The following is a 24,601-nucleotide window of genomic DNA, read 5'->3' on the forward strand; positions in this document are numbered from 1 at the left end:
TATTCTTGCGCTTTCGCCGATACAGGGACTGTACGCAGTGGCAGCAGGCAGTCAGGAACATGCAGGCCCGCACGCGGACGCACCGCGCTGGACGCGCAATCCGGCCTGGGCCCTGTTTTCGCAGACCCATGCGCAGCGCCAGCTGCTGCTGGTCTCCGGTGGCGCCGATGAGGTGTACGTGGTGGATGAGGCCGATACGCCGACCGTCGTCGAACGCATCCTCGGCCACTGGGAAAACGACACCTTGGCGGCAGTGCAGGACGACGCCGACTGCGGCCCGGCGATCCGCCAGTTGATGCGCCTGGGTGTGCTGGTGCCGGTGGCGGCCGCGCGCCGGGTGCAGCGCTATGCACTCGATTGGCTCGGCACGCCCCTGCCCGGGTTGGCCGACGCCTTCGACCAGCATGCCAGCGCGGATCTGCAGCGCGTCGATGCGCCTGCCGAGGCCGACCTGCGGGTGCTGGTCCGGCATGGGCTCGGCTGGGAACAGGCCTTGGCCCGCTACCGCGCGCAGATGCCGGCACAACCGCATCTGCTGGTGGACATCAGTTATCACCACACACTGGCCCTCGGCCCCTATGTGGTGCCCGGCCAGACCGCCTGCGTGTATTGCCTGGGCAACCGGGTGCTGCGCCGCTGGGGCGAAGCCGTCGTGCCGGCGATGCCGGCGGTCGCAGCGCAGCCGGCGCGCATCGCGGCGCTGGTCGCGCCGCTGCTGGATCAGCCCGCCCTGTTGCTGGGCTATCTCGAACGCAGCGTCTGGCTCGACCTGCACCACCTGCACGGCGAGCGCGACCGGGTACTGCGGCTGCCGTGGTGCCCCGCCTGCCAGGGCGGCGAAGCCGCAATGGCGCCGCCGCTGTCCCTGCCCTGGGACCTCCAGCGCCCGTGATAATGTGGCTTACGCGCCGGGCGTTTCCGCCTCGGTCAATGGAGTGACCGTATGTATCGCCTGCCGACCCAGTTCGATGCCAGTGCCTCGCGCCAGGACCTTGCCGCCGCAGGCGGGGGCTCAACCTCGACCACCTGCAGTTCCTGCATCGTTACCCTGCTCGGCACCTCGGTGCTGTCGGCGGTGGTGCTCGGCGGGTTGGAACCGATCGCGCCCGCCGCCCCCGGCAGCGAAGCACGCGCCACGGTCGATACCGTCGCAACGGACACCGACCTCCACACCCCGCCACCGGCCTCGCTGCAGGAACCGGCCATCACGCCGGATCCGGACCTGGCCGCGCCCGCCACATCGGCCGCGCCGGTGGTCGGGATGAGCCGCACGGGGCGGATACTGCTGGGGCTGTTCGCCTTGCCGCTGGCAGCCGTTGGCGGCGGCATTTTCATGGGCACCGCCAACCCGATCTTCGGCCTGTTCGTCGCCGTCGGGCTGTATGTCGGCCTGTACGCCTTCGTCTACGAGCGCTCGGGGCGGTCGTTCGGGCGCGGCATCGGCATCGGCATCGCCCTGCTGCTGGGCCTGTTCGCCGTCGGCGCACTCGAGATGATGCTCTGGCTGAGCGTGATGAAATGAGCCGCTCCGCCGTCGATGCGGCGGAGCCCGGAACGCCCACGCTGTCTTCGCACCTGCTGCATGGCGCGGCGCGTGCGCGCTGCGGTCTGGTGCGCCCGGCGCAGGCCATCGACGCCAGCGCCTGCGATTGGACCGGCCCGCTGTTCGAGGGTCGGCGCGTGCACAATGCGGCCACCCCGGCCGACCCGGCCAATCCCTGGCAGGGCGTGTCAGGCGCGGTCGCGCTGGATGCCGACGCGGCCGCCGACGGCGCGGTCGCCGAGGCACTGGAGCGGCTGGCAGCGGCGCAGGCGGGATTCGAGGTGCGCCGCCGGGATGCGCTGACGCCCGCGCAACGCCTGGACGAATCGGTCTTCGCCTTGTTCTCGGCACGCCAACGTGCGACCCCCGGCTTCCCGTGGCCGATGCCCGAACACGACGGCGATCTGTTCGCCGCGGTGCATGCGCTGGATGACAACCGCGAGGCCTGGGTGCCGCAGGAACTGGTGGGCCTCGGGCCGCGTAGTGGTGTGGCGCGCGTGCCGTCAACGTCCAGTGGGCTGGCGGCTTGGCGTGATGGTCGCGATGGCGCGTGGCTGGCGTTGCTGCGCGCGGCCCAGGAGCTGCTGGAGCGCGATGCGCTGGCAGTGACATGGCTCAATGGCGTGGCCGGCCGGCGCATCGCGCTGCCGGCGCACTGGCATGCCCATGTGGACGCGCGCGGAGGTGAACTGCAGGCGTTCGACCTGACCCAGCACTGGAACCCGCACCCGGTGATCGCGGTCGCCGGCGGCATGCCGTTCGACGGCCGCCCCCGCTACGTCCTCGGCATCGCCTGCCGCGCCGATCCGGGCGAGGCACTGCACAAAGCGCTGCTGGAATGGCAGCAGGCACTGACCTTTGCCGCGCATCTGTGCGGGCGCGAAAGCGCCCGGCTGCCGCGCGATCCCGCCGCCCTGCGCAGCTTCGACGAACATGCCGCCTTCTACACCCTGCGCCCGGAGCTGTGGCCGCAGCTGCCGCTGCTGCGGGCGGCGGACGACAGCACCTTGAAGCTGCCCCCGCCGGGCGCAGCGGTCCGCCCCGCCGCGCCGCGCGCAATTGCCGAGCTGGACATGCTGCGGCGCCGGCTCAGCAGTGCCGGCATCGCGCTGTACTACCGCGAGTTGACCACGACCGATGTGGCCGCGGCCGGACTGCGGGTGATGCGGGTGCTGTCGCCGCAGCTCAGTGGCCTGCATGCCGACGAGCGTGCACCGTTCCTCGGCGGCCGGTGCCAGGACGTGGCCTGGCGGTACCCCGGCGTGCCGCACAGCGGCGCGTTCCCCACTCCCTTTCCGCATCCGTTGGGCTGATGCACGAGGTCCGCATGCCGTCACCGCCCTCCCCCTGGCACGCTGCCCCGCTGTTCCGTCTGTTCTGGCATAACGGCGAACTCAATCCAGCGCGCGCCGAGGCGATGCGCACGCGCATCGCCGAAGATGCCGCACGCCCCTGGTCGCCACCCCGCCCGATGCATGCGGCCGCCGGCATCGCCCTGCCGGACCCGGTGCATCCCGGTGACGCCCTGGCGCAGCGCCACAGTGGCCGCCGCTTCGGTGACGCACGCTGGGGCGCGCAGGAGCTGGGCCGCGTGCTCGCCCCGCTGCGGGCCCGACCCGGCGACAGTGACACCCGGCGCCTGCCGTCCGGTGGGGCCAAGTATCCGATCCAGGCCTATGCCGCGCTGTACGGCGCCGACGATGCGATCGCGGCCGAGCCGGGCATCCATTGGTACGACCCGCTGCAGCATGCGCTGGTGCCGGTGGCGCCCTGCCCCGCGTGGCCAGCGCTGGCCAGGTTGCTCGGGGTGGACTGGTCGGAGCGGCCGGCGGCCGTGCTGTTCCTGATCGCCGAGCCGGCCGGCACGCTGACCAAGTACGGCGAGCGCGGTGGCCGCTTCGTGTTGATCGAGGCCGGGGTCTGGTTGGGCGCGCTCGGGCAGCAAGTGGCCGCGATGAACGCCGCCGGCTGCGCGATCGGCTCCTTCGAGGATGCCGCGGTGCTGGCCCTGCTCGGGCTCGACCCACAGCGGCATCTGGCCGTGTTGGCCTATGCGTGTGGTCCGGCGCCTTGACCACCGCCGGCGTCGCAGCACCCAACTCCCCAGCATCCCCGTCCACTGGGGGCGGAGGAACCAAGGGTCAAGCATATGCTCATGACCGGAGCGCATCAGGCCCTTCCGGATCGGCCTGAACAGGCAGCCCCCGCGCGCGGCCGGCGCGGCCGGGGCGTTCTACAATGCGCGCATGCAGATTGGCCCCTACAACATCCGGCCCAACGTGGTGCTGGCGCCGATGGCCGGTGTCACCGACAAGCCCTTCCGCCTGCTGTGCAAACGGCTGGGCGCGGGCTTGGCCGCCTCGGAGATGACCATCTCCGACCCGCGCTTCTGGACCACCCGCAAGTCGCTCCACCGCATGGACCATGCCGGCGAGCCGGACCCGATCAGCGTGCAGATCGCCGGCACCGAGCCGCAGCAGCTGGCTGACGCGGCGCGCTACAACGTGGACCACGGCGCGCAGATCATCGACATCAACATGGGCTGCCCGGCCAAGAAGGTCTGCAACGCGTGGGCCGGGTCGGCGCTGATGCGCGATGAGGACCTGGTGGCCCGCATCCTCTCCGCCGTGGTGCAGGCGGTGGACGTGCCGGTGACGCTGAAGATCCGCACCGGGTGGGATTGCGACCACCGCAACGGCCCGCGCATCGCGCATATCGCCGAAGACAGCGGCATTGCCGCGCTGGCGGTGCATGGGCGCACGCGCGACCAGCACTACACCGGCCAGGCCGAGTACGAAACCATCGCCGCGATCAAGGCCGCGCTGCGCATTCCGGTGCTGGCCAACGGCGATATCGATTCGCCGCAGAAGGCGGCCCACGTGCTCGCCGTGACCGGGGTGGATGCGGTGATGATCGGCCGCGCCGCGCAGGGCCGGCCCTGGATCTTCCGCGAAGTGGCGCATTACCTGGCCACCGGTGAACTGCTCGCCCCGCCTTCGCTGGACGAGGTGCGCGACATCCTGCTGGGCCACCTGCACGCGCTGCACGACTTCTACGGCGAGCCGCAGGGCGTGCGCATCGCGCGCAAGCACCTGGGCTGGTACGCCAAGGACCGGCCGGAAAATGCCGCCTTCCGCGCGGTGGTCAACCGCGCTGACGACGCGGCCAGCCAGATCGCGCTGACCACCGACTACTTCAACGCGCTCTCCGCCGGCCTGCCGCTTGCCCACGCCACTACCGACGCGCACGTTGCCGTTGCCCTTTGATCCGCCGAGCCACGCTCGACGCTACGTGACCCTGCTCCCATGACCCCGCCGATCACCGCCCCCACCTACCTGCACGGTTTTTCCGATACCGAGCAGCACCGCCTGGTCACCCAGGCCCGTCTGTTCGAATCGAGCATCTTCAGCGGCATCGACTACAGCAACGCCCAGCGGCTGCTGGAAGTGGGCAGCGGCGTCGGCGCGCAGACCGAGATCCTGCTGCGCCGCTTCCCCGAGCTGCACGTCACCGGGGTGGACCTGAGCCAGGCGCAGCTGGACACCGCACGCGCCAACCTGGAAAAGACCCCGTGGTGCAGCGAGCGGTACACCCTGCAGCAGGCCGATGCCGGCGACCTGCCGTTCGGCCCGCGCCAGTTCGATTCGGCGTTCCTGTGCTGGGTGCTGGAACATGTGCCGTCACCGGCGCGCGTGCTCAGCGAAGTGCGCCGCGTGCTCGCCCCCGGCTCGCCGGTGTACATCACCGAAGTGATGAACGCCTCGTTCCTGCTCGACCCGTACTCGCCGCACATCTGGCGCTACTGGATGGCCTTCAATGATTTCCAGTACGACCACGGGGGCGACCCGTTCGTTGGCGCCAAGCTCGGCAACCTGCTGCTGGCCGGCGGCTTCCGCGACGTGCACACCGAGATCAAGACCATCCACCTGGACAACCGCGAGCCGGCGCGGCGCAAGACCATGATCGCGTTCTGGGAACAGCTGCTGCTGTCGGCGGCCGACCCGCTGCTGGAGGCCGGGCTGGTCGATCGCGACACCGTGGACGGCATGCGTCGGGAATTCAGCCTGGTCCAGAACGACCCCAACGCGGTGTTCTTCTTTTCGTTCGTGCAGGCACGCGCCACCGTTTACTGACCCACCGCTACGTGACTCCCTTCTGCTATCTGTTTGAGCCAACCGGTTAGAATCGGCCTCAGGTTGGTGCCCAGGAAGGCGCGCGCCAGATCCTCGCCGTGCTGCCACTGCAGTCGTGGTGCACCGAGTTCTGCGCCCGAAGGGAAGCCACATGAAAGAACGCACGTTGGCCGGACATGTCCGGCTGCCACAGCCCGCCCATGACACCGGCCTGTTGAGCGGGCTCGATCCGCGCCAGGCGCGTATCTGCATGGCGGTCATCGCGGTGCTGTGCGTGCTCTATGTGGTCTTTGCCCTGACGCCCTCGTCCTACGCGATGGCCAGCGAGTACCTGGGGCTGGCACCGATCGAGCCGCTGCTGGGCAGGGCGCGCGGCATCCGCATGGACGAATGGATGGTCTACACACCCTACGTGCAGATCGCCGTGGCCAACGACTTCGGTCCGACCAACGCGTTTTCGCCGTACCACGAGACCCTGCGCTCGTTCCAGGCGTTGCCGCTGCTGGACTGGGGGCTGCCGTTCAAGCCCTACCACTGGGCCTTCTTCGTGCTGCCGCCGGCCAACGCCTATTCCTTCTTCTTCATGTTCATGTCGATGGCCTTCCTGTGCGGCTGGGCCCTGTTCCTGCGCCAGCTGCGGCTGCCGCCGCTGGCCGCGGTGCTGATCGCGCTCACGCTGTATTTCTCGCCCTATGTGCAGGTCTGGTGGACCAGCAACGCCGGCGCCTTCGCGCTGGCACCGTGGGCGGCCGTGGCCTGGCTGCGCATCGACACCCGCTGGCTGCGTATCCTGGCCAGTGCCTACGCGCTGGTGGTGTGGCTGCTGGCCATCGCCTACCCGCCCTTCATCATTTCTGCCCTGCTGACCATGGCCGTGCTGGTGCTGGCATTCCGCCGCGATGCACTGACCCTGCCGCGCCTGTTCGATGCCGCGCTGGCCGGTGCACTGGCCCTTGCGGTGTTCGTCGGCTACTTCCACGACGCGATCGAGGTGATCCGCAACACGGTCTACCCCGGGCATCGCGAAAGTGCGGGCGGTGGCGTCAGCTGGATCACGCTGATGGCCCACCTCTTCCCCAACCTGATGACCCGCGGCTTCTATCCGCTGCCGGCCTTCAACTATTCCAACGCCTGCGAAATCGCCGTGCTCGGCAGCCTGTTGCCACTGTTCACCGCGGTACTGGCCGACTGGGCCAAGGTGGTGCGCTGGGCCCGCGCCAACCGCCTGTCGGTGGCAATGCTGGTCGGTGGCACGCTGCTGATCGCCTGCTGGGTCTTCCTGCCGGTGCCGCTGGCCGTGGGCAAGGTGACCGGCCTATCCATGGTGCCGCCCAGCCGCGCCGTGCTGGCGTTCGGCCTGCTCTTGAACATCGGCTGCGCGATCGTGCTGGTGCAGGGCGGCACGCGCCTGAGCCGCGGCCGCCTGCTGCTGTTGGCCGCACTGCTGGTGGTCGGCAGCCTGGCCAAGCTTGCGTTCGGGGAAGGAAGCTTCAGCCGGCTGCACACCACCGCCGATGCCTGGCCGCTGCTGTGCGTGGGCGTGCTGGCCCTGGCCGCACGGCGGCCGCGGCTGGCCGCGCACCCGGCGGCGCTGGTGCTGGCGGTCGCCATGCTGTGCAACGTGCTGATCAACGGCCTGTTCAACCCGGTGCAGTCGGCACAGCCGATCTTCGCCATGGACCGCGACGCCGTGCTCGAGTCCATGCAGGCCCGCGGTGGGCAGCTGGCACCGGACGGTTCGCTGGTCGTGGAAGGGCGGTACGGGGCCATGTTCTCCGGCATCGGCATCCCGGCGGTCAACCACACCCTGTACTTCCCGCAGCTGGCCTACTTCCGCCAGCGCTTCCCGTTGATGTCCGAAGAGGCATTCAACACCACGTTCAACCGCTACCACCACGTGATGGTCAGTGATGTGGTCGAGCCCCGGTCGATGTATGCCGATCTGGTGGAAGTGCCCGCCGCGGCGATGCTGGCCGAACCCTGCACCCAGAAGGTGCCGGCCGACTGCGCGCCGGCGCCGTTGCCGGTCGGGGATGCGCCGTGAAGATCGCTGTCGTCATCCCCTGCTACAAGGTCACCCGCCATGTCATGGACGTGCTGGCGGCAATCGACGACGCCGTGGCCGCCATCTACTGCGTGGACGATGCCTGCCCCGATGGCAGTGGCGCGTTGATCCAGGCCACTTCCACCGACCCGCGCGTCACCGTGCTGTTCCATCCGCACAACCGCGGTGTCGGCGGGGCGATCAAGACCGGCTACCAGGCCGCCATCGCCGACGGAATGGACATTCTGGTCAAGGTCGACGGCGACGGTCAGATGGATCCGGCGCTGCTGATGGACTTCGTGGCACCCATTGCCGACGGCACGGCCGACTACACCAAGGGCAACCGTTTCTGGAACCTCAGCCATATCCGGCGCATGCCCCTGCTGCGGCGGGTGGGCAACCTGATGCTGTCGTTCATGACCAAGGCCTCGTCCGGCTACTGGCAGGTGTTCGACCCCACCAACGGCTACACCGCCATCCATGCCCGCGTGGCCAGCCATCTGCGCCTGGATGCGGTCAGCGACCGCTACTTCTTCGAGACTGACATGCTGTTCCGGCTCAACACCATCCGCGCCGTCGTCCAGGACGTCGCCATGGACGCGCGCTACGCCGATGAGACCAGCAACCTGCGCGTGAGCCGCATCCTCGGGGAATTTGCCTTCAAGCATGTGCGCAATACGCTCAAGCGCATCGGCTACAACTACTTCCTGCGCGACCTGTCCATCGCATCACTGGAGCTGATTGCCGGCCTCGGCCTGCTCGCGTTCGGCAGCATCTTCGGCCTGTACCACTGGATCGCGTCGGCATCCGCCGATGTCACCACCCCGGTAGGCACCATCATGATCGTCATGGTCGCCCTCATTTCCGGGCTGCAGTTCCTGCTGGCCTTCACCGGTTTCGACATCGCCAACGTGCCGCGCCAGGTCCTGCACCGGTCCATCCAGGTCAACCGCGCAGCGCCGCCGGCGGCCCGACCGCGCTAACGCGCGGGCCGCCGCCGGATCAGCGCACGGTGTTGGCCGCTGCGCTGTCGGCGGCCGCCGCCTGGCCATGCGGCGCCTGCCAGATCCGCGCCCACATCTGCGCGAACCGCTGCTTCACCCTCGCCCTGCCCTGTTCGCCTTCGTAGGCCGGGCGCAGCTGCTCGGGCACGATGGCGGTCCACTGCCCGCCCTGCGCACGCGCCACCGCGAAAGTGAAGGTGTAATCCGGCTCCAGGCCCATGCGCAGGTCGCTGAGCAGCAACCGGCCGTCCACCACCTGGGCGCGCATGAAGCCCCGGTTGAACCACTGCAGCCGCTGCACCGCCGGAATGCCCGCCGCCTCGGCCTGGCGCAGCGCCTGCACGTTGGAGGGATAGCCCTGGAAATGCATCGGGCCCTTGTCGGCCACCAGCGAGCGCTCGCCGATGACGCAGCCGCTGGGGGTCATCGCCACCACCTGCCAGAGCAGCGTGTTGAACGGGGTGGCCACCGAGAAGCGGGGCGCATCGCCCAACCCCATCGCCGCCAGCGCGCGGTCGGCCTGGCGCTCGACGCTGTGTTTGGCCAGCAGCGACCAGCCCAGGTAGCCGCAGCTGAGCACCAGCCCGGCCACCAGCGCCTTCTGCGCCACCGGGCGGGCGCGGGCGAACCAGGCCACCGCGCAGCCGATCAGCAGCCACACGGTGTACAGCGGGTCGATGATGAAGACGCTGGACCACATGGTCGGCGCCGGGGTGAACGGCCACCACAGCTGGGTGCCGTACACGGTGAAGGCGTCCAGCAGCGGGTGGGTCACCAGCGCCAGCAGGATCGCCCAGAACCAGCGCCCCGGTGCCTGCGCGACCCGGCCATGGCCGAAGCGCTTGAACAGCCACCAGATCAGCGCGGCCACCCAGGGCAGCACCAGCAGCGAGTGGCTATAGCTCCGATGTTCGGTCATCAGCGCCACCGGGTCGGCGGCGGTGAAGGCCAGCAGCAGGGAATCCAGGTCCGGCAGCGTGCCCAGCGCAGCACCGGCCAGCAGGGCGGCGCGGCGGTGGCCGGCGGGGGCGATGACGGCGGCAACGGCGCCGCCCAGTACGATCTGGCTTAGGGAGTCCATCGGCCGATGGTATAGGGTGTGAAGGCCGGCGTGGCGGCTTCGTGGCTGTCACGCTGGTGGAACACTGGGCCGCGACGCTGGGGCCCAATCGCGTGTTGACGGCCCCTGCGCCGGGCACGCGGGCTTAACCACCGGCAACTCCCCGTGGCGCACAATGCAACGGCGCGACTTGCCGTGTATCATTCGCGCCCATCTTTCCATCCGAATCAAAGGATATTACGCCTGATGTCCAGCTACCTGTTCACCTCCGAATCGGTCTCCGAAGGCCATCCGGACAAGATTGCCGACCAGATCTCCGATGCGGTGCTGGACGCGATCCTTGCCCAGGACCAGCGCGCCCGCGTGGCCTGCGAGACCATGGTCAAGACCGGCGTGGCGATCGTGGCCGGTGAAATCACCACCAGCGCCTGGATCGACCTGGAAGCCCTGACCCGCAAGGTAATCCTGGACATCGGCTACGACAGCTCCGACGTCGGCTTCGACGGCGCGACCTGCGGCGTGCTGAACCTGATCGGCAAGCAGTCCCCGCACATCGCCCAGGGCGTTGACCGCAAGAAGCCCGAAGAAATGGGCGCTGGCGACCAGGGCCTGATGTTCGGCTACGCCACCAACGAGACCGACAGCTACATGCCGGCCGCGATCCACCTGTCGCACCGTCTGGTCGAGCAGCAGGCCAAGATCCGCAAGAAGAAGAACTCGCCGCTGTCCTGGCTGCGCCCGGATGCCAAGAGCCAGGTCACCCTGCGCTATGAAAACGGTGCGGTCTCGGCCATCGACGCGGTCGTTCTGTCCACCCAGCACGCCCCGGGCGTGAAGCAGAAGGACCTCATCGAGGCCGTCCGCGAAGAGATCATCAAGCCGGTGCTGCCGGCCAAGTGGCTGCACAAGGGCACCAAGTTCCACATCAACCCGACCGGCAAGTTCGAGATCGGCGGCCCGGTGGGCGACTGCGGCCTGACCGGCCGCAAGATCATCGTGGACACCTACGGCGGCTGGGCCCGTCACGGTGGTGGTGCGTTCTCGGGCAAGGATCCGTCCAAGGTCGACCGTTCGGCCGCCTACGCTGCCCGCTACGTCGCCAAGAACGTCGTGGCTGCCGGCCTGGCCGACCGTTGCGAAGTGCAGGTCTCCTACGCCATCGGCGTGGCCGAGCCGACCTCGATCTCGGTCACCACCTTCGGCACCGGCAAGATCAGCGATGACAAGATCGAAAAGCTGATCCGCAAGCACTTCGACCTGCGCCCGTACGGCATCATCAAGATGCTGGACCTGATCCACCCGATGTACCAGCAGACCGCCGCCTACGGTCACTTCGGCCGCAAGCCGAAGGACTTCAGCTACCTCAACGCTGCTGGCGAAACCGTCAACGCGACCGCCTTCTCCTGGGAGAAGACCGATCGCGCCGCCGCCCTGCGTGCGGATGCGAAGTTGAAATAATCAATCGGTAGAGCCGACCGTTGGTCGGCTGGCCGCGCGCAGCGCGGCAATGATCGAAATAAACGACGGGCCGCGAAAGCGGCCCGTCGTCGTTCGGGCGGCAAAACGCAGGCGCATGGCGATGCGTTCATCACCCCGGCGCATCCATGCCATCGCGGCGCGGTCGCGAAAGCGGCCCGTCGTCGTTCGGGCACCCCGCCCAGCCGACCAACGGTCGGCTCTACCGGGCGGGCAACCGGCGCTACACTGCCGCCATGTCCGAATTCAAATCCAACCAGCTGTCCATGACGGTGTTGATGTCGCCGGAGATGGCCAATTTCTCCGGCAAGGTCCACGGCGGCGCGATCCTGCGGCTGCTCGACCAGGTCGCCTATGCCTGCGCCAGCCGCTATGCCGGCCGCTACGTGGTCACCCTCTCGGTGGACCAGGTGATGTTCCGCCAGCCGATCGCGGTCGGCGAGCTGGTCACCTTCCTGGCCTCGGTCAACTACACCGGCACCTCGTCGATGGAGATCGGGGTCAAGGTGGTGGCCGAGGACATCCTCAAGCGCAGCGTGCGCCACGCCAACAGCTGCTTCTTCACCATGGTCGCGGTGGACGAAGATGGCAAACCCACCGCGGTGCCGCCGCTGCAACTGGAGACCAGCGACGAACGCCGCCGCCACGCCGCCGCGCTGATCCGCCGGCAGCTGCGCGAAGAGATGGAGCAGCGCCATCTGGAGTTGCTGGCGTCCAACCCGCCGTCGCCGGAGTAACCCACGCCCCGTACCGACCGTGGGTCGGTACGGGGCGCCTTCATTGCCGGGCATTGCGTGCCATGACCAACGGTCATGGCCTACCGGGTGCGTCGATGCATTTCCCGGTAGGTACCGACCGTTGGTCGGTACGCATCGCTCACAATCACCCGGTGTTCTGCACGCCCTGCGATACGCCGTTCACGCACGCCACCAGCGCGCGCAGGACATCGTCGTCCTCGCCGCCGCTGGCACGCCAGCGGCGCAGCAGGTCCACCTGCAGCACGCTGATCGGGTCGATGTAGGGGTTGCGCAGGCGGATCGACAACGCCAGGCGCTGGTCGTGCTGCAGCAGTTCTTCCTGCCCGGTCAGCGCCAGGATCTGCTGGGCGGTCAGGTCCAGCTCGCGCTGGATCTGCGGGAAGAACGTGCCGTGCAACGGCCCGGACAACTGCGAGAACTGTTCGGCAATAGTGATGTCGCCCTTGCTCAGCACCATCGCGATGTCGTCCAGGAAGGTGCTGAAGAACGGCCAGTCGCGCGCCATCTCCTTCAGGGTGTCCGCGTGGCCGGCCTCGATCGCGGCCTGCAGGCCGCTGCCCACGCCATACCAGCCGGGAATCACCGCGCGCGCCTGGCTCCAGGCGAACACCCACGGAATGGCGCGCAGGTTGGACAGCGCGGCATCCTCGCCCAGCCGCCGCGACGGGCGCGAGCCCAGCGTCATCCGCTCGATCACGTCGATCGGCGTGGCCTGGCGGAAGTACTGCATGAAGTCTTTCTGGCCCACGAAGGCGCGGTAGGCCTCGGCGCTTTTCTGCGCCACCCGATCCATCACCGGGCGCCACTGTTCCTCGCGCGGTTCTGCTGCACGCGGGCGCAGGCTCGAACGCAGCACCGCACCGGTGGACTGCTCCAGCGAGCGCAGCGCCAAGGCGCGGATGCCGTACTTGCGGTGGATCACTTCGCCCTGCTCGGTCACGCGCAGGCGACCGTCGATGCTGCCGCGTGGGGAGGCGTCCACCGCATGGGTGGTCTTGCCGCCCCCGCGGCTGATCGAGCCGCCGCGGCCATGGAAGAACGTCAGGCGGATGCCGTTCTCGGCGGCCACCTCCAGCAGTTCCACCTGGGCCCGCTGCAGGCCCCAGCGCGAGGCGGCGATGCCGCCGTCCTTGCCACTGTCCGAATAGCCCAGCATCACCATCTGCACATCCCCGCGCGCGGCCAGGTGCGTGCGGTAGACCGGGTCGGCCAGCAGGTCGCGCAGGGTGTCGGTGCCGCGCTTGAGGTCGTCCACCGTTTCGAACAGCGGGGCGATATCCAGCGGCACCGCGCCGGCGTCGTCGACCAGCCCGCCCCGACGGGCCAAGGCCAGTACGGCAAGCACGTCGCTGCGATCGTGCGCCATCGAAATAATGTAGCTGCCCAGCGCGTCGGCACCGTGGCGGCGGCGTGCATCGGCCAGTGCGGCGAACACCGCGTCCAGGCGTTGACCGCCCTCCTCGGTGCTCGGCCGCAGCGCCTGCTCGCCACTGGCGAACGGCGCCAGCCGGGCCGCGCGGGTGACCGCATCGGCCGCGTCCCAAACGTCCTGGCCATCCAGCACGCTGGCCAGTGCGCGGCCGTGCACGCTCGACTCCTGGCGCACGTCCAGCCGCGCCAGGTGGAAGCCGAAGGTGCGCACCCGCCACAGCAGGCGACGCACCGCGAAGCCGCCGGCATGGTCGCCCTTGTTGGCGTGCAGGCTGTCCAGGATCAACTGGATGTCGTGCTCGAGTTCCTCCGGCGACGCATAGGCGCCGTCGGCATCGTCCAGGGTGGCCTGCACGCGCGCGCGCATGCGGTCGTTGAGCAGGCGGTACGGCATGTCGGCATGGCGTGGCCGTGACTTCACCTGGGGTAGCAGCTGTTCGTAGTGCGCCACGCGCGCCTGCAGCGCGTCACTCACCGCGATCCGCTCGGTGGACTGGCTGAGCAGGCTGGCCAGTTGCAGCAGGTCTTTCTGGTAACGGCCCAGCACCGCCTGGCGCTGCGCGTCCAGGGTATGCCGGATGGTGCCGGCGTCGACGTTGGGGTTGCCGTCCATGTCCCCGCCCACCCACGTGCCGAAGCGCAGCAGGCGCGGCAGCGGCAGGTCTTCGCCGTAGGTATCCAGCAGCGCCTGCTGCAGCGATTCGTACAGCACCGGAATCACCCGGTACAGCACCTGCACCAGATAGAAGCCGACGTGCTCGCGCTCGTCGTCCACGGTGGGGCGCACGGGCGAGGAATCGGTGGTCTGCCAGGAGGCGGTGAGCGCCATGCGGAAGCGCGCGGCGTCGGCGGCGGCTTCACCGGGGGTGCGTTGGCCGTCGAGGTTGTCGACCAGGCTGGCGACCATCAGCTGCTCTTTTTCCAGCAGCGCGCGGCGCACCGCTTCGGTCGGGTGCGCGGTGAACACCGGCTCGATGTCGATGCGTGGCAGCCACTGCGCCAGCTCGGCCAGGGTCACGCCCTGCGCCTTGAGGTTGAGCAGCGCATCCTGCAGGCCATCGGGCTGCGGCGCGGCGGTGCCGGCGCGCTGGTAGTCGCGGCGACGGCGGATGCGATGCACGCGCTCGGCGATGTTGACCACCTGGAAGTAGGTGCTGAACGCACGCACCATCGCTTCGGCGCGCTCGGGCGGCAGGCCGGTCAGCGCATCGTTGAGGTCGGACAACGGGGCGTCGCTTTCGCGGCGGGCGATGGCGCGCGTGCGCACCTGCTCCACGTCATCGAAGAACTGCGTGGACACCTGCTCGGCAAGCAGGTCGCCGACCAGTGCGCCAAGTCGGCGTACGTCGTCGCGCAGGGGAATATCGGGAGTGGCAAAGACGATGCTGCTGCGGTACTCGTTCATCTGCGACGCACTGGCCTCGGGAACGGAATCCGCTCAAGCCTAACCCACAATCGGGTCAATGCTGCGTCGCGCAAATAGTTACATCTGGTAGTGCCGGCCGCTGGCCGGCACCTGCCGATCATTATCCGTACCGGCCAACGGCCGGTACCTACCCGTCATTTCCCGTGCCGGCCAATCGCCGGCATTACCGATCACGGGAAACGGGCCAGCAGCCGGTAGGTGCCGATCATTTCAGGTACCGGCCAGCGGCCGGTACCTACCGGGTGCTTTTCAGCGCTTCTTCTTGATCGGCGTACCCGGGCCGACGGTCTGCTCCAGCCAGCGCTCGCTTTCGGCCAGCATGGTCATGATCGATTCGCGTGCGCGGTACGCATGCGATTCGTTGGGCAGCATCACCAGCCGCGCCGTGCCACCCAGGCCCTTGACCGCGGCGAACATGCGCTCGCTCTGGATCGGGAAGGTGCCGGAGTTGTTGTCGTCCACGCCATGGATGAAGAGGATCGGGTCCTTGATCTTGTCGGCGTAGTTGAACGGCGACATCTTCTGGTACACGTCCTGGGCCTGCCAGTAGTTGCGCTCTTCGGCCTGGAAGCCGAACGGGGTCAACGTGCGGTTGTACGCGCCGCTGCGGGCGATGCCGGCCTTGAACAGGCGCGTGTGCGCGAGCAGGTTGGCGGTCATGAACGCGCCGTAGGAATGCCCGCCGATGGCGATGTGGTCGCGATCGGTCACGCCCCGCCGCACCACTTCGTCCACCGCCGCTTCGGCGTTGGCGATCAGCTGTGGCAGGTAGGTGTCGTTGGGTTCCTTGTCACCCTCGCCGATGATCGGCATCGACGGGCTCACCAGTACCGCGTAGCCCTTGGCCAGGAAGGCCTGCGGACCCCAGTAGCTGATCGCGTTGAAGCGGTACGGCGAATCGGTCACCTGGCTGGCGGCGGCAGCGGTCTTGTACTCGCCCGGGTAGGCCCACATCAGCAGCGGCAGCGGCCCGTCCTTCTTCGGGTTGTAGCCCGGCGGCAGCATCAGCGTGGCGGTCAGGTCGACGCCGTCGTTGCGCTTGTAGCGGATCTGTTCCTTGCTCACCCCACGCAGCTGCGGCAGCGGGTGGGCGAAGTGGGTCAGCGCGCGCGGGGCGGCGGTGGCGTCGGCCAGCGACTGCACGTACACGTTGGTGGGCTCATCGGGGGTCTCGCGGGTGATCAGCAGCGAGGTGCCCTCCTGGTCGAGCAGGGCCACCGGCGCGGCGTAGCCGGGCGCCTGCGAATGGAACAGGCGCGTGGCCTGCTTGCTGTCCAGGTCGAAGCGATCGACGAACGGGCGGTCGCCTTCCGGCGAGGCGCCCTGGCCGTACAGGAAGATGCTGCGGCCATCGGCGGTGATCTGCAGGCGCGCGCGCCCGTTGACGTCGCGCACCAGGCCCGGCCGGCCCGGATCGTTGTAGCGGTCCTGCGAGGACCGCGACGACAGCAGTTGCGGCGCCTGCTCGGCCTGGTCCGGGGCGATGCGCCACTGCTTCACTTCGCGGCTTTTCCACCACGATTCGTTGAGCAGCGCGAGATCGCCGCGCCCCCACTGGATACCGGCATAGCGGCTGCCCAGCTGGGCCAGGGTGATCGGCGGGGTGTCGAACGGGGCGGCCTGCATCAGCACCGCATCGCGCACCTTGGCCGCGCGGTTGGGGTCGCCCCCGTCCTGCGCTTCGGCCCACACCAGCGTGGCCGGTGCGTCGGCGCGCCAGCTGATGCTGCGCACGCCGGTCGGCACCGCGTCATTGCCGGTCGGCAGCCCTTCCACCAGCGGCAGCGTGCTCACGGTGTGCTGCAGCGTGCCGTCCACGGCCGACAGCACTTCGATGCGGCGCGGGAAATCATCGGCCGGCACCAGGTAGGAGTACGGGCGCAGCACGCGCTCGGCCAGCAGGAAGCGGCCGTCCGGCGACACGTCCAGATCCAGGTAGACACCGCTGGTGGACAGCGGCGTGGCCACGCCGTTGAGCGTGACGCGCACCGGCTGAGCGCTGGCGTAGTAATCGAACAGGCGCGCATCGGCCTCGTTCTTGAGCAGGTCCTGGTAGGTCCGGATCGCACGGACGCCCGCATCGGCCTCGGTCTGCTGGATCGCAGGACCAGCCGGCACGCCACCGGCCGCCGGGGCCGGGCCTTGGCCCTTGCGCTGCTGGGTCACCACCAGGCCGCGGCTGTCGGGCAGCCAGGTGTAGCCATCGCCCAGCACGGTGTTCAGATCGGCCAGCAGGCGCCGCGCCGACCCGGCGGCGATATCGACAATCCACAGCTCGTTGGCGCCGCTGGCCGCATGCACCTGGTTGAAGGCCAGGTACTGCTGGTCCGGCGACCACGCCATGCCGGCGATCGACAGCGGCTGCGGCAGGCCGGTGATCTGGCGCTCCTTGCCGTCGGCCACGTTCAGCAGCCACAGCTTGTTGCCGAAGCTGAAGCGGCTGGCCGCATGCGTGGCCGGGTTGATGCGCAGGCCGGCCAGTTTCAGCTCGGGCTGGGCCACCTCGGCGATGGACGGCAGCGACGGGGTCTGCAGCATCGCGGCGATATCGCGGCGCGGGGACAGGCTCAGCGTGGGCGCACGCGGCGCATCCACCACTGCCTGCAGCGCGGCCGAGGGCAGCGCGTAGCCCTGCTCGCCCTTGGCGCTGACCACCTGCGGGGCGGAGGCCTTGCCTGCGGGCGCAGCCACCGCCCACGGGGCCACCGCCAGCAAGGCCATGCCCATCACCAGGCTGCCCCAGCGCGCGCGGCGCCGACGATCATTGCGTGTCATGTTCGATCCCTGTGCTGATGCAAACCTTGGACCTTAACAGCCGGGCGCCGATCGCCCCCCTGCCGATGGTTGGGGGCCGCCGCCGATTCATGCCAACGCACCCTGCCGCGATATAATGGGCGGCCCTCCACCGAGGGGCGCTGCGACCGTTCCGGACCCTGTCCGGCCGGCCAGGCTCGGTGGCCAGGATTGTTCCAACGGCGCCCGGCGATTGCGAGTTGTGCTGTCATGCGGGTGTCTGATTGCCGACATCGCGTCTGACGAGCATGGCTTGTCACTACCGGAGCTTACGAATGAATGCTGTTGCCAAGACCTTCTCCACCGAAGGTGATTACAAGGTTGCCGATATCACCCTTGCCGACTGGGGTCGCAAGGAACTGGACATCGCCGAGCATGAAATGCCGGGCCTGATGTCGATCCGCCGCAAGCACGCCGCCACCCTGCCGCTGAAGGGCGTGCGCGTGACCGGCTCGCTGCACATGACCATCCAGACCGCGGTACTGATCGAGACCCTGAAGGACATCGGCGCCGACGTGCGCTGGGCGTCCTGCAACATCTTCTCGACCCAGGACCACGCGGCCGCCGCGATCGCCAAGTCCGGCACCCCGGTGTTCGCCTGGAAGGGCGAGTCGCTGGAGGAATACTGGGACTGCACGCTGGACGCGCTGACCTTCACCCTGCCCGACGGCACCCTGACCGGCCCGGAGCTGGTGGTGGACGACGGCGGCGACGTGACCCTGCTGATCCACAAGGGCTATGAGCTCGAAAACGGCAGCGACTGGGTCAACGAAAAGGCGGCCTCGCATGAAGAACAGGTCATCAAGGACCTGCTCAAGCGCGTGGCCAAGGAGCGTCCGGGCTACTGGGCCCGCGTGGTCAAGGACTGGAAGGGCGTCTCCGAAGAGACCACCACCGGCGTGCACCGCCTGTACCAGCTGGCCCAGGCCGGCACCCTGCTGATCCCGGCGATCAACGTCAACGACTCGGTCACCAAGAGCAAGTTCGACAACCTGTACGGCTGCCGCGAGTCGCTGGCCGACGGCCTGAAGCGCGCGATGGACGTGATGCTGGCCGGCAAGGTCGCCGTGGTCTGCGGCTACGGCGACGTGGGCAAGGGCTGCGCCGCGTCGCTGCGTGCCTACGGCGCGCGCGTGGTGGTCACCGAGATCGACCCGATCTGCGCCCTGCAGGCGGCGATGGAAGGCTTCGAGGTCAACACCATCGAATCCACCCTGGGCCGTGCGGACCTGTACGTCACCACCACCGGCAACAAGGACATCATCCGCATCGAGCACCTGAGCGCGATGAAGGACCAGGCCATCGTCTGCAACATCGGCCACTTCGACAACGAGATCCAGGTCGATGCGCTGGTGGGCTTCCCGGGCGTGCAGCACGTGAACATCAAGCCGCAGGTGGACAAGTACATCTTCCCCAACGGCAACGCGATCTTCCTGCTGGCCGAAGGCCGCCTGGTGAACCTGGGCTGCGCCACCGGCCACCCGAGCTTCGTGATGTCCAACTCGTTCGCCAACCAGACCCTCGCCCAGATCGACCTGTGGGCGAACAAGGACAGCTACGAGAACAAGGTGTACCTGCTGCCCAAGCACCTGGACGAAGAAGTGGCCCGCCTGCACCTGGAGAAGATCGGCGTGAAGCTGACCACCCTGACCCAGGAACAGGCCGACTACATCGGCGTGCCGGTGGAAGGTCCGTTCAAGCCGGATCATTACCGCTACTGATCGGCCTGCCGATCCTGTTGCGATGAAATGGAACGGGCGCCGAAAGGCGCCCGTTTTTTGTGGCGGAAGGCCCTTCAATCCTGGCCGAAACAGCTGCGGTCGTCGTTCAGGGCGTCCTGGCACTGCCCCGCGAATTCGGCTTGCCAGCGCGGCAGCGTGAACCCTTCCCTTTCCTGGAAAGACACCGTTTCGCCAGCAAGCACGTAGCAGCGGTTCTGCGACAGTCGCAGCGCCGTCAGGGCGTCACCGGCGGCCCAGCAGTCATCGATGCAGGCCTGCATCAGCGCGTAGTCCGGATTGGTCTTGACGCCGCCGAAGGCGAAGCCCATCCGCTGCACCAGCGCGATCACCGGGTCGATGCTGGCCGGGGCAGCGCGCAGGATGTGCAGCACGCCGGGCGTGGGTATGCCAAACGCCCAGTTGGCAAGCACGGCCGAACGTGCCGCGTCGATCGCCGCATCGCGCTGCCCCTGCCGCATGTACTGGCTTGCCAGCAGCGCCCAGCCCTGCTGAAGCTCCGGGAACGCGGCGCATGCGGCGCGCAGCAATTCAATGGCCTGCTCGACCTGCCCCGCCAGCACCTGCGCACGCGCCTGCTCCAACTGCTCGGTTGGCGAACCGGGATCTTCAACCTCATGCTCGCCATACTCGCCTTCGTTCAGTTCCAGCCAGTGCGAGAACACCTGCACCGAGGAATGGCGCAGTTCCATACGCCATTCGTCATGGAACATCTCGCAGACGAAAGGCGCATCTCCTTCACGCCCCAACGGCCAATACAGCCCGAAACAATCGCCGTTGCCAAGCGCGCCTTCCGCGATCGACACAAACCCCTGAGGGGGATACGGTCCGCGCGCCACATCACTGTCGAAACTGAGCGCATTGAATTGACCAGAGAGGCGCATGGGATCTTTCCAGACGGGAATGTCACCATTATCGCCGCGGTCGCAGTAGCCTCGGTCAAGGCAGCCGGTCCGCACCGCGCTACGATGCCCCTATGACCCCGGCCATCAACCTGCTCAAGAAGCACGGCATCGTTCACAGCGTGCTGTCCTACCCCCACGATCCCGATGCCGCCTCCTACGGTGGCGAAGCGGTGCAGCAGCTCGGGCTGGACCCGGCGCAGGTGTTCAAGACCCTGCTGGCCAGCACCGAGAAGCACGAACTGCTGGTGGCGATCGTGCCGGTGAGCGGCACGCTCGACCTGAAGGCGCTGGCCGAGGCCGCCGGCTGCAAGAAGTGCGAGATGGCCGACGTGGAGCAGGCGCAGCGCGCCACCGGCTATCTGGTCGGCGGCATCAGTCCGCTGGGACAGAAGAAGCGGCACCGCACCTTCCTGGAGGCCAGCGCGCAGGCGCTGCCGGTGGTGCACGTGAGTGCCGGGCGGCGCGGGCTGGAAGTGGCGCTGGCACCGGCCGACCTGCTGCAGCTCACCGGCGGAGCATACGCACCGATCGGCAAGACGCGATGATCGGCAGCCTGTTCGAGCGTCTGTTCGGCACGCCCCTGCCGCCGCTGCAGGAAGGCCGCCCCGGCACCGCCCTGCTGCGGGCGCTGGGCAGTGGCGACTACGGCCTGCTGCGCACCGCAGCGGCCTCCATCGCCCTCAGCCGCGAGGCGGCAGTGCTGGATGACCTGGCGTTGCAGTTGCCGTACGTGGAGGCAGCCCGGGCACGCTACAACACCGACCCGCAGTGGATCCGCGAGCACTACGAACTGGACTTCGTGCTGCGCAAACTGCGCCACTGGCGTGATCGCAGTGGCTGCCTGTGCCAACTGTATCCACACTGGATGCATTACGAGCCCGGGCGCGAGATCGCCAACGGCCACGTGACGCCCATCGCGACCGGCGTCGCCGAGGGTGGCTGGGGCGATACGCAGGACGCCACCTGCACCGTGTGCGGGCGCGGGTGGCGCTGCACCGACCGCGAGTATCACGCGCCGTGGTGGGAATGGACCCCACTTCCGCATCGCTGATCGTGACCCCGGGGGTAGAGCCACGCCATGCGTGGCTGCCGAAGCCCGCGCCGGCAAAGACCGCACGTGACGTGGGCTGACTAGTTCAACGTGAAGTTCACCGGCACCCGGAGCCGGGAAATCTCCGGCTGCTTGCCTCGGGCGTCAAACGTCCAGTCCTGCGCGGCCGCCATTGCTGCCTCATCCAGGTCCGCATGGCCACTGGATCGCTCCAGCACCGCGCCGAGCGTCCGGTTCTGATCGTCAATCAACATGATCAACACCGCTTCCCCCTGTCGTCCTTGCCGGTAGGCACTGGCCGGGTACCGGGGAGGATTCATCCGGGTACTGTAGACCGAGACGTCGCTGTCTTCCGGACCCGGCTCCGGCGTGGAGGCCACACCGAATACGCACCGCCTGTGCGGGACAGGCTGGGTCAACGTCAGGCGCATCCGGACCGGTTGGGTATCGGTGTCGTCACCGGCAAGCGGCTCGCTCTCATCGGTCACCACGACCTCGCCACAACGGCGTGTCGCCAAGGCGGTCAGCAGGGAGGCCTGCGAACGCGCCGCCGCGGCGCTGGTGGCCACCGCCTCGAAACGGCATCCCGCCGTGCCCTGCTCCAGGTGCGGCGCCGACATCCGAGAATCGATATAGCCGCTCGAGGGCAACATTCGACACCCTTCCTGTGCCCCCAGATCCGCGGCAGGTGTCGCACAGCCTGTCGAGAGCGAAGCAGTCAGAAGCAGCAGGGCGCATCGATTGCGCATGGTCGGTCCTCCGTGAAAGGGCCGGAGTCTAGCAATGCACCCGCGCGCGATCGGGGCCGACATCACATACAACGCGTTTGGACGCCTCGTCGTGGGGCCCATCCCAACGGTGGCGGCCCGATCAACTGCAGATATCAAACAATCCGATCGCGGACGCAGTGTCGGTACCAGCACGCAATGCGGGTGCACCCATCCAGCCGGCCGGCCGGCACGATCCAACGGTTACGGCCGCCAGTTGGCGTTGCTCTCCCAGAACGCCACCGCGCGCTGGTAGGCCTCGCGATCCAGCGGCACGCCCGATCCGCCCTCGTCCACGCCCAACGCGTTGCGCATCATGGTGATCGGCGCCATCGGCACTTCGTCCGGTTCGGCGGTGTAGATGCAGCCGACGATGCCCCAGTCGGCGTCGATCGGCGAGCCTTCCTTGGCCAGCTGCTCGGCGCTGTAGAGGATCACCACCAGGTAGTTCGCGCGCGGCGATTCCACGCCCTCGAACCAGCGCACCAGCACCGGCAGTTCGTTGCGGTTGCGCGCTTCGTACGCACTGTGCAGCTGGTGGCGGTTGGCGTCGGTGATCGGCACGGTCAGGCAGCGCGTGCTGGTCCAGTTCTCGTACACGAACAGCTTGCAGAACGGCGCGTAGCCGTCGAGCACCTTGAACGGCGCATGCGCGTTGAGGTGCGCCTGGAACTGTTCGGCGGTGCAGTCCTGGATGGTGTTGCCGCGTGGGACGCGCGGGAACAGGCGGGGACGGGCGAATTCGGTGAGGACGATGGACATGGGGCACGCGATGGCTGGCAAGCGCAGAGGGTAACCCAGGGCGTGTGCGTCAACGCGCTTTCCGCGCGCCAGCGGTCGAGGCCGCGGCACTGGAAAGACGCGCGCATGTGTAGGAATCTCTGGCAACCGGGTCGCGTCGCGCCCCTGCCCAAGGATGAAGCGCCATGCCTGCAGCAAAGGAAGCAGGACCCACCACCGCGTTGCGCCGCCGGTTACGCGTTGCCCTGCGCGCGGGGATGATCTGCGTAGCGGGCGGGCTCGCACTGTGCGTCCTTTGCCTGTGGTGGCCCAGCCCGTCGGCTCCGCTTCCGGATGCTGCCAACAGCCGCCTGATCGTCAATGCGCGCATCATCGACGTGCGCCTTGGCAGCGCGGGTTCGCCTACCCACGTACTGGTCGAAGCAGGACGGATCGTGCAGGTAGGACCGGCGGTGAAGGCCGACGCAGGCGTGCCGGTGTTCGACGCCGCGGGAGGCTACCTGCTGCCCGGCTTCTGGGACATGCACACGCATGCCTTCCAGCTGTCGCCCCAGCTGCACTTCCCCGTGTCCGTGGCCAACGGCATCACCGGAACGCGCGACATGATGGATTGTCCGCAGGTCCGGGACAGCCTGATCGCCTGCGTGGCCGACAAACGCCGTTGGACCCGACTGGCCGAAACCGGTCGCATGACGGCACCGCGCTTCGTGGAAGTGGCCAGCTTCTACTTCGAGGACCCCGCGATGACCCCGGCGCAGGCGGCAGCGCGTGCGGCGGTCTATCAGGCCAGGGGCGTGGACGCGTTGAAGGTCTACAACAAGGTCGCGCCAGCCACCTATCTGCGGCTGGCAGCCGAGGCCCGGCGCCTGGACATGCCCTTGGTCGGGCACCTGCCCAAGGCAATCCGCTTGGACGATGCCCTGCGGCAAGGTCAGCACAGCTTCGAACACGCCCATCTGCTCGCCCGTCACTGCTTCCGCGATGCCGACCACTGGCGCAGCGGTGCGCTGGATCAGCTCGATCCCATCGAGCTGACCGAACGCATGGTGGCCGGGTATGACGCGGCGGCCTGCCAGCGGGGCATCGATGCGATGCGCGCAGCAGGCAGCTGGTGGGTCCCCACCCACGTCACCCGCGAAGAGGATGCGCGCGCGACGGATCCCTCGTTCCTCGACGACCCACGGCTGGTCTATCTCGACCCGCTGTCGCGCTGGGCCTACAAGGACGATCTGGCCGCGACGGCCGCGCGATACCCGGGTCCACGTGGCCACGCCGCACTCAACCGCTACTTCGATCACGGCCTGGCGTTGACCGCCGCGGCGTACCGCGCAGGCGTACCGGTGCTGGTCGGTACGGATACGGCCATTGGGGGCTTCCGCTTCCACGACGAGATGGCGCTGCTGGTGCGCGCCGGACTGTCGCCGGCCGATGTACTGCGCGCGGCGACACTGGATGCCGCCCGCTACGCGGGGAAGGAACACGAGCATGGTTCGGTGGAGGTCGGCATGCTCGCCGACATGGTTCTGCTCGATGCAAATCCCCTGGAAGACATCGCCCATACACGCCGGATCCAAGCCGTGTTCATGGGCGGGCGATTGCACGACCGGAAACACTTGGACGACCTGTTGGCGTTCGCCCGCGCCCAGGCGCGATCACCCGCGGTGTCGGCCAAGCTGGTGTGGGGTTTCCTGCGCAGCCCGGTCAGCGCGGAGCTCTGATCGTCCAGCCCC

Annotated in this window: 21 protein-coding genes and 1 riboswitch; of the genes, 14 read left to right on the forward strand and 7 right to left on the reverse strand. The window is 68.4% G+C overall.

Translation table 11 applies throughout. The features are described 5' to 3' along the window. Positions 1 to 37: 37 nt before the first annotated feature. The 8 genes from AC6CHL_RS17175 to AC6CHL_RS17210 all read left to right on the forward strand — a co-directional run bounded on the left by AC6CHL_RS17175 (position 38) and on the right by AC6CHL_RS17210 (position 8,703). Positions 38 to 892 (forward strand): hypothetical protein, encoded by an 855-nt coding sequence (locus AC6CHL_RS17175; RefSeq protein WP_498295485.1) that lies wholly within the window; start codon positions 38 to 40, stop codon positions 890 to 892. 51 nt (positions 893 to 943) lie between these two features. After that, positions 944 to 1,522, forward strand: a complete 579-nt coding sequence (locus tag AC6CHL_RS17180; protein WP_498295487.1) for an Asp23/Gls24 family envelope stress response protein — start codon at positions 944 to 946, stop codon at positions 1,520 to 1,522. Continuing rightward, positions 1,519 to 2,856: a YcaO-like family protein gene (locus tag AC6CHL_RS17185; RefSeq protein ID WP_498295489.1), complete on the forward strand. Its 1,338-nt coding sequence runs from the start codon at positions 1,519 to 1,521 to the stop codon at positions 2,854 to 2,856. Before AC6CHL_RS17180 ends, AC6CHL_RS17185 begins: the two co-directional genes overlap by 4 nt. A gap of 14 nt (positions 2,857 to 2,870) precedes the next feature. Beyond that, complete coding sequence (locus tag AC6CHL_RS17190; RefSeq protein ID WP_498295491.1) at positions 2,871 to 3,617, forward strand: SagB/ThcOx family dehydrogenase; 747 nt, start codon at positions 2,871 to 2,873, stop codon at positions 3,615 to 3,617. A 172-nt stretch (positions 3,618 to 3,789) separates the two neighbouring features. Continuing rightward, positions 3,790 to 4,809 carry a tRNA dihydrouridine synthase DusB gene (gene dusB, locus AC6CHL_RS17195; RefSeq protein WP_498295492.1) on the forward strand — a complete coding sequence of 340 codons (1,020 nt, stop codon included), beginning with the start codon at positions 3,790 to 3,792 and terminating at the stop codon, positions 4,807 to 4,809. A gap of 39 nt (positions 4,810 to 4,848) precedes the next feature. Further along, positions 4,849 to 5,676: a methyltransferase domain-containing protein gene (locus AC6CHL_RS17200; protein ID WP_038690467.1), complete on the forward strand. Its 828-nt coding sequence runs from the start codon at positions 4,849 to 4,851 to the stop codon at positions 5,674 to 5,676. Between the two features lie 151 nt (positions 5,677 to 5,827). Then, the gene (locus AC6CHL_RS17205) at positions 5,828 to 7,720 is read left to right on the forward strand and encodes a DUF7657 domain-containing protein (RefSeq protein ID WP_498295493.1); all 1,893 of its coding nucleotides are present in this window, start codon (positions 5,828 to 5,830) and stop codon (positions 7,718 to 7,720) included. After that, positions 7,717 to 8,703, forward strand: coding sequence for a glycosyltransferase (locus AC6CHL_RS17210; RefSeq protein WP_038690469.1), 987 nt, complete (start codon positions 7,717 to 7,719; stop codon positions 8,701 to 8,703). Before AC6CHL_RS17205 ends, AC6CHL_RS17210 begins: the two co-directional genes overlap by 4 nt. Positions 8,704 to 8,722: 19 nt before the next feature. On the opposite strand, the gene AC6CHL_RS17215 is transcribed toward AC6CHL_RS17210, so the two are convergent. Beyond that, positions 8,723 to 9,805, reverse strand: coding sequence for a metal-dependent hydrolase (locus AC6CHL_RS17215; RefSeq protein WP_498295495.1), 1,083 nt, complete (start codon positions 9,803 to 9,805; stop codon positions 8,723 to 8,725). 225 nt (positions 9,806 to 10,030) lie between these two features. On the opposite strand from AC6CHL_RS17215, the gene metK reads away from it, so the two are divergent. Next, positions 10,031 to 11,242 (forward strand): methionine adenosyltransferase, encoded by a 1,212-nt coding sequence (gene metK, locus AC6CHL_RS17220; RefSeq protein WP_038690472.1) that lies wholly within the window; start codon positions 10,031 to 10,033, stop codon positions 11,240 to 11,242. Here metK and AC6CHL_RS17225 read toward each other — a convergent pair whose 3' ends face one another. Beyond that, complete coding sequence (locus tag AC6CHL_RS17225; protein WP_498295497.1) at positions 11,243 to 11,395, reverse strand: hypothetical protein; 153 nt, start codon at positions 11,393 to 11,395, stop codon at positions 11,243 to 11,245. 101 nt (positions 11,396 to 11,496) lie between these two features. Between AC6CHL_RS17225 and AC6CHL_RS17230 the strand changes: the two genes are divergently transcribed. Then, entirely contained in the window at positions 11,497 to 11,997 is a 501-nt protein-coding gene (locus AC6CHL_RS17230) for an acyl-CoA thioesterase (RefSeq protein ID WP_038690474.1), read from the forward strand. A gap of 145 nt (positions 11,998 to 12,142) precedes the next feature. On the opposite strand, the gene ppc is transcribed toward AC6CHL_RS17230, so the two are convergent. Both ppc and AC6CHL_RS17240 read right to left on the reverse strand, forming a co-directional pair. After that, positions 12,143 to 14,854: a phosphoenolpyruvate carboxylase gene (gene ppc / locus AC6CHL_RS17235; RefSeq protein ID WP_498295499.1), complete on the reverse strand. Its 2,712-nt coding sequence runs from the start codon at positions 14,852 to 14,854 to the stop codon at positions 12,143 to 12,145. 270 nt (positions 14,855 to 15,124) lie between these two features. Then, on the reverse strand, positions 15,125 to 17,650 hold the full coding sequence (locus tag AC6CHL_RS17240) for an alpha/beta hydrolase family protein (protein WP_498295501.1): 2,526 nt from the start codon (positions 17,648 to 17,650) through the stop codon (positions 15,125 to 15,127). Between the two features lie 126 nt (positions 17,651 to 17,776). Beyond that, a riboswitch (S-adenosyl-L-homocysteine riboswitch) is annotated at positions 17,777 to 17,863 on the forward strand. Between the two features lie 80 nt (positions 17,864 to 17,943). Here AC6CHL_RS17240 and ahcY point away from each other — a divergent pair. Next, a complete protein-coding gene (ahcY, locus tag AC6CHL_RS17245) occupies positions 17,944 to 19,389 on the forward strand; it encodes an adenosylhomocysteinase (protein WP_038690480.1) in 1,446 nt (481 codons plus the stop codon). Between the two features lie 74 nt (positions 19,390 to 19,463). Here the strand turns inward: ahcY and AC6CHL_RS17250 are convergent, their stop codons facing one another. Then, positions 19,464 to 20,366: a tetratricopeptide repeat protein gene (locus AC6CHL_RS17250; protein WP_185753373.1), complete on the reverse strand. Its 903-nt coding sequence runs from the start codon at positions 20,364 to 20,366 to the stop codon at positions 19,464 to 19,466. A gap of 17 nt (positions 20,367 to 20,383) precedes the next feature. Here AC6CHL_RS17250 and ybaK point away from each other — a divergent pair, with 17 nt between their 5' ends. Further along, a complete protein-coding gene (ybaK, locus tag AC6CHL_RS17255) occupies positions 20,384 to 20,857 on the forward strand; it encodes a Cys-tRNA(Pro) deacylase (RefSeq protein ID WP_038690484.1) in 474 nt (157 codons plus the stop codon). Then, positions 20,854 to 21,363, forward strand: coding sequence for a hypothetical protein (locus AC6CHL_RS17260; protein WP_498295503.1), 510 nt, complete (start codon positions 20,854 to 20,856; stop codon positions 21,361 to 21,363). Before ybaK ends, AC6CHL_RS17260 begins: the two co-directional genes overlap by 4 nt. Positions 21,364 to 21,443: 80 nt before the next feature. Here AC6CHL_RS17260 and AC6CHL_RS17265 read toward each other — a convergent pair whose 3' ends face one another. Together AC6CHL_RS17265 and AC6CHL_RS17270 are read right to left on the reverse strand one after the other, a co-directional pair. After that, entirely contained in the window at positions 21,444 to 22,016 is a 573-nt protein-coding gene (locus AC6CHL_RS17265; RefSeq protein WP_498295504.1) for an energy transducer TonB, read from the reverse strand. Positions 22,017 to 22,334: 318 nt separating this feature from the next. After that, positions 22,335 to 22,892, reverse strand: coding sequence for a DUF3228 family protein (locus AC6CHL_RS17270; RefSeq protein ID WP_313246817.1), 558 nt, complete (start codon positions 22,890 to 22,892; stop codon positions 22,335 to 22,337). Positions 22,893 to 23,056: 164 nt separating this feature from the next. Between AC6CHL_RS17270 and AC6CHL_RS17275 the strand changes: the two genes are divergently transcribed. After that, positions 23,057 to 24,589, forward strand: coding sequence for an amidohydrolase family protein (locus AC6CHL_RS17275; protein WP_498295505.1), 1,533 nt, complete (start codon positions 23,057 to 23,059; stop codon positions 24,587 to 24,589). Positions 24,590 to 24,601 lie beyond the last annotated feature (12 nt).

The sequence above is a fragment of the Stenotrophomonas sp. GQ19 genome, assembly GCF_059758695.1.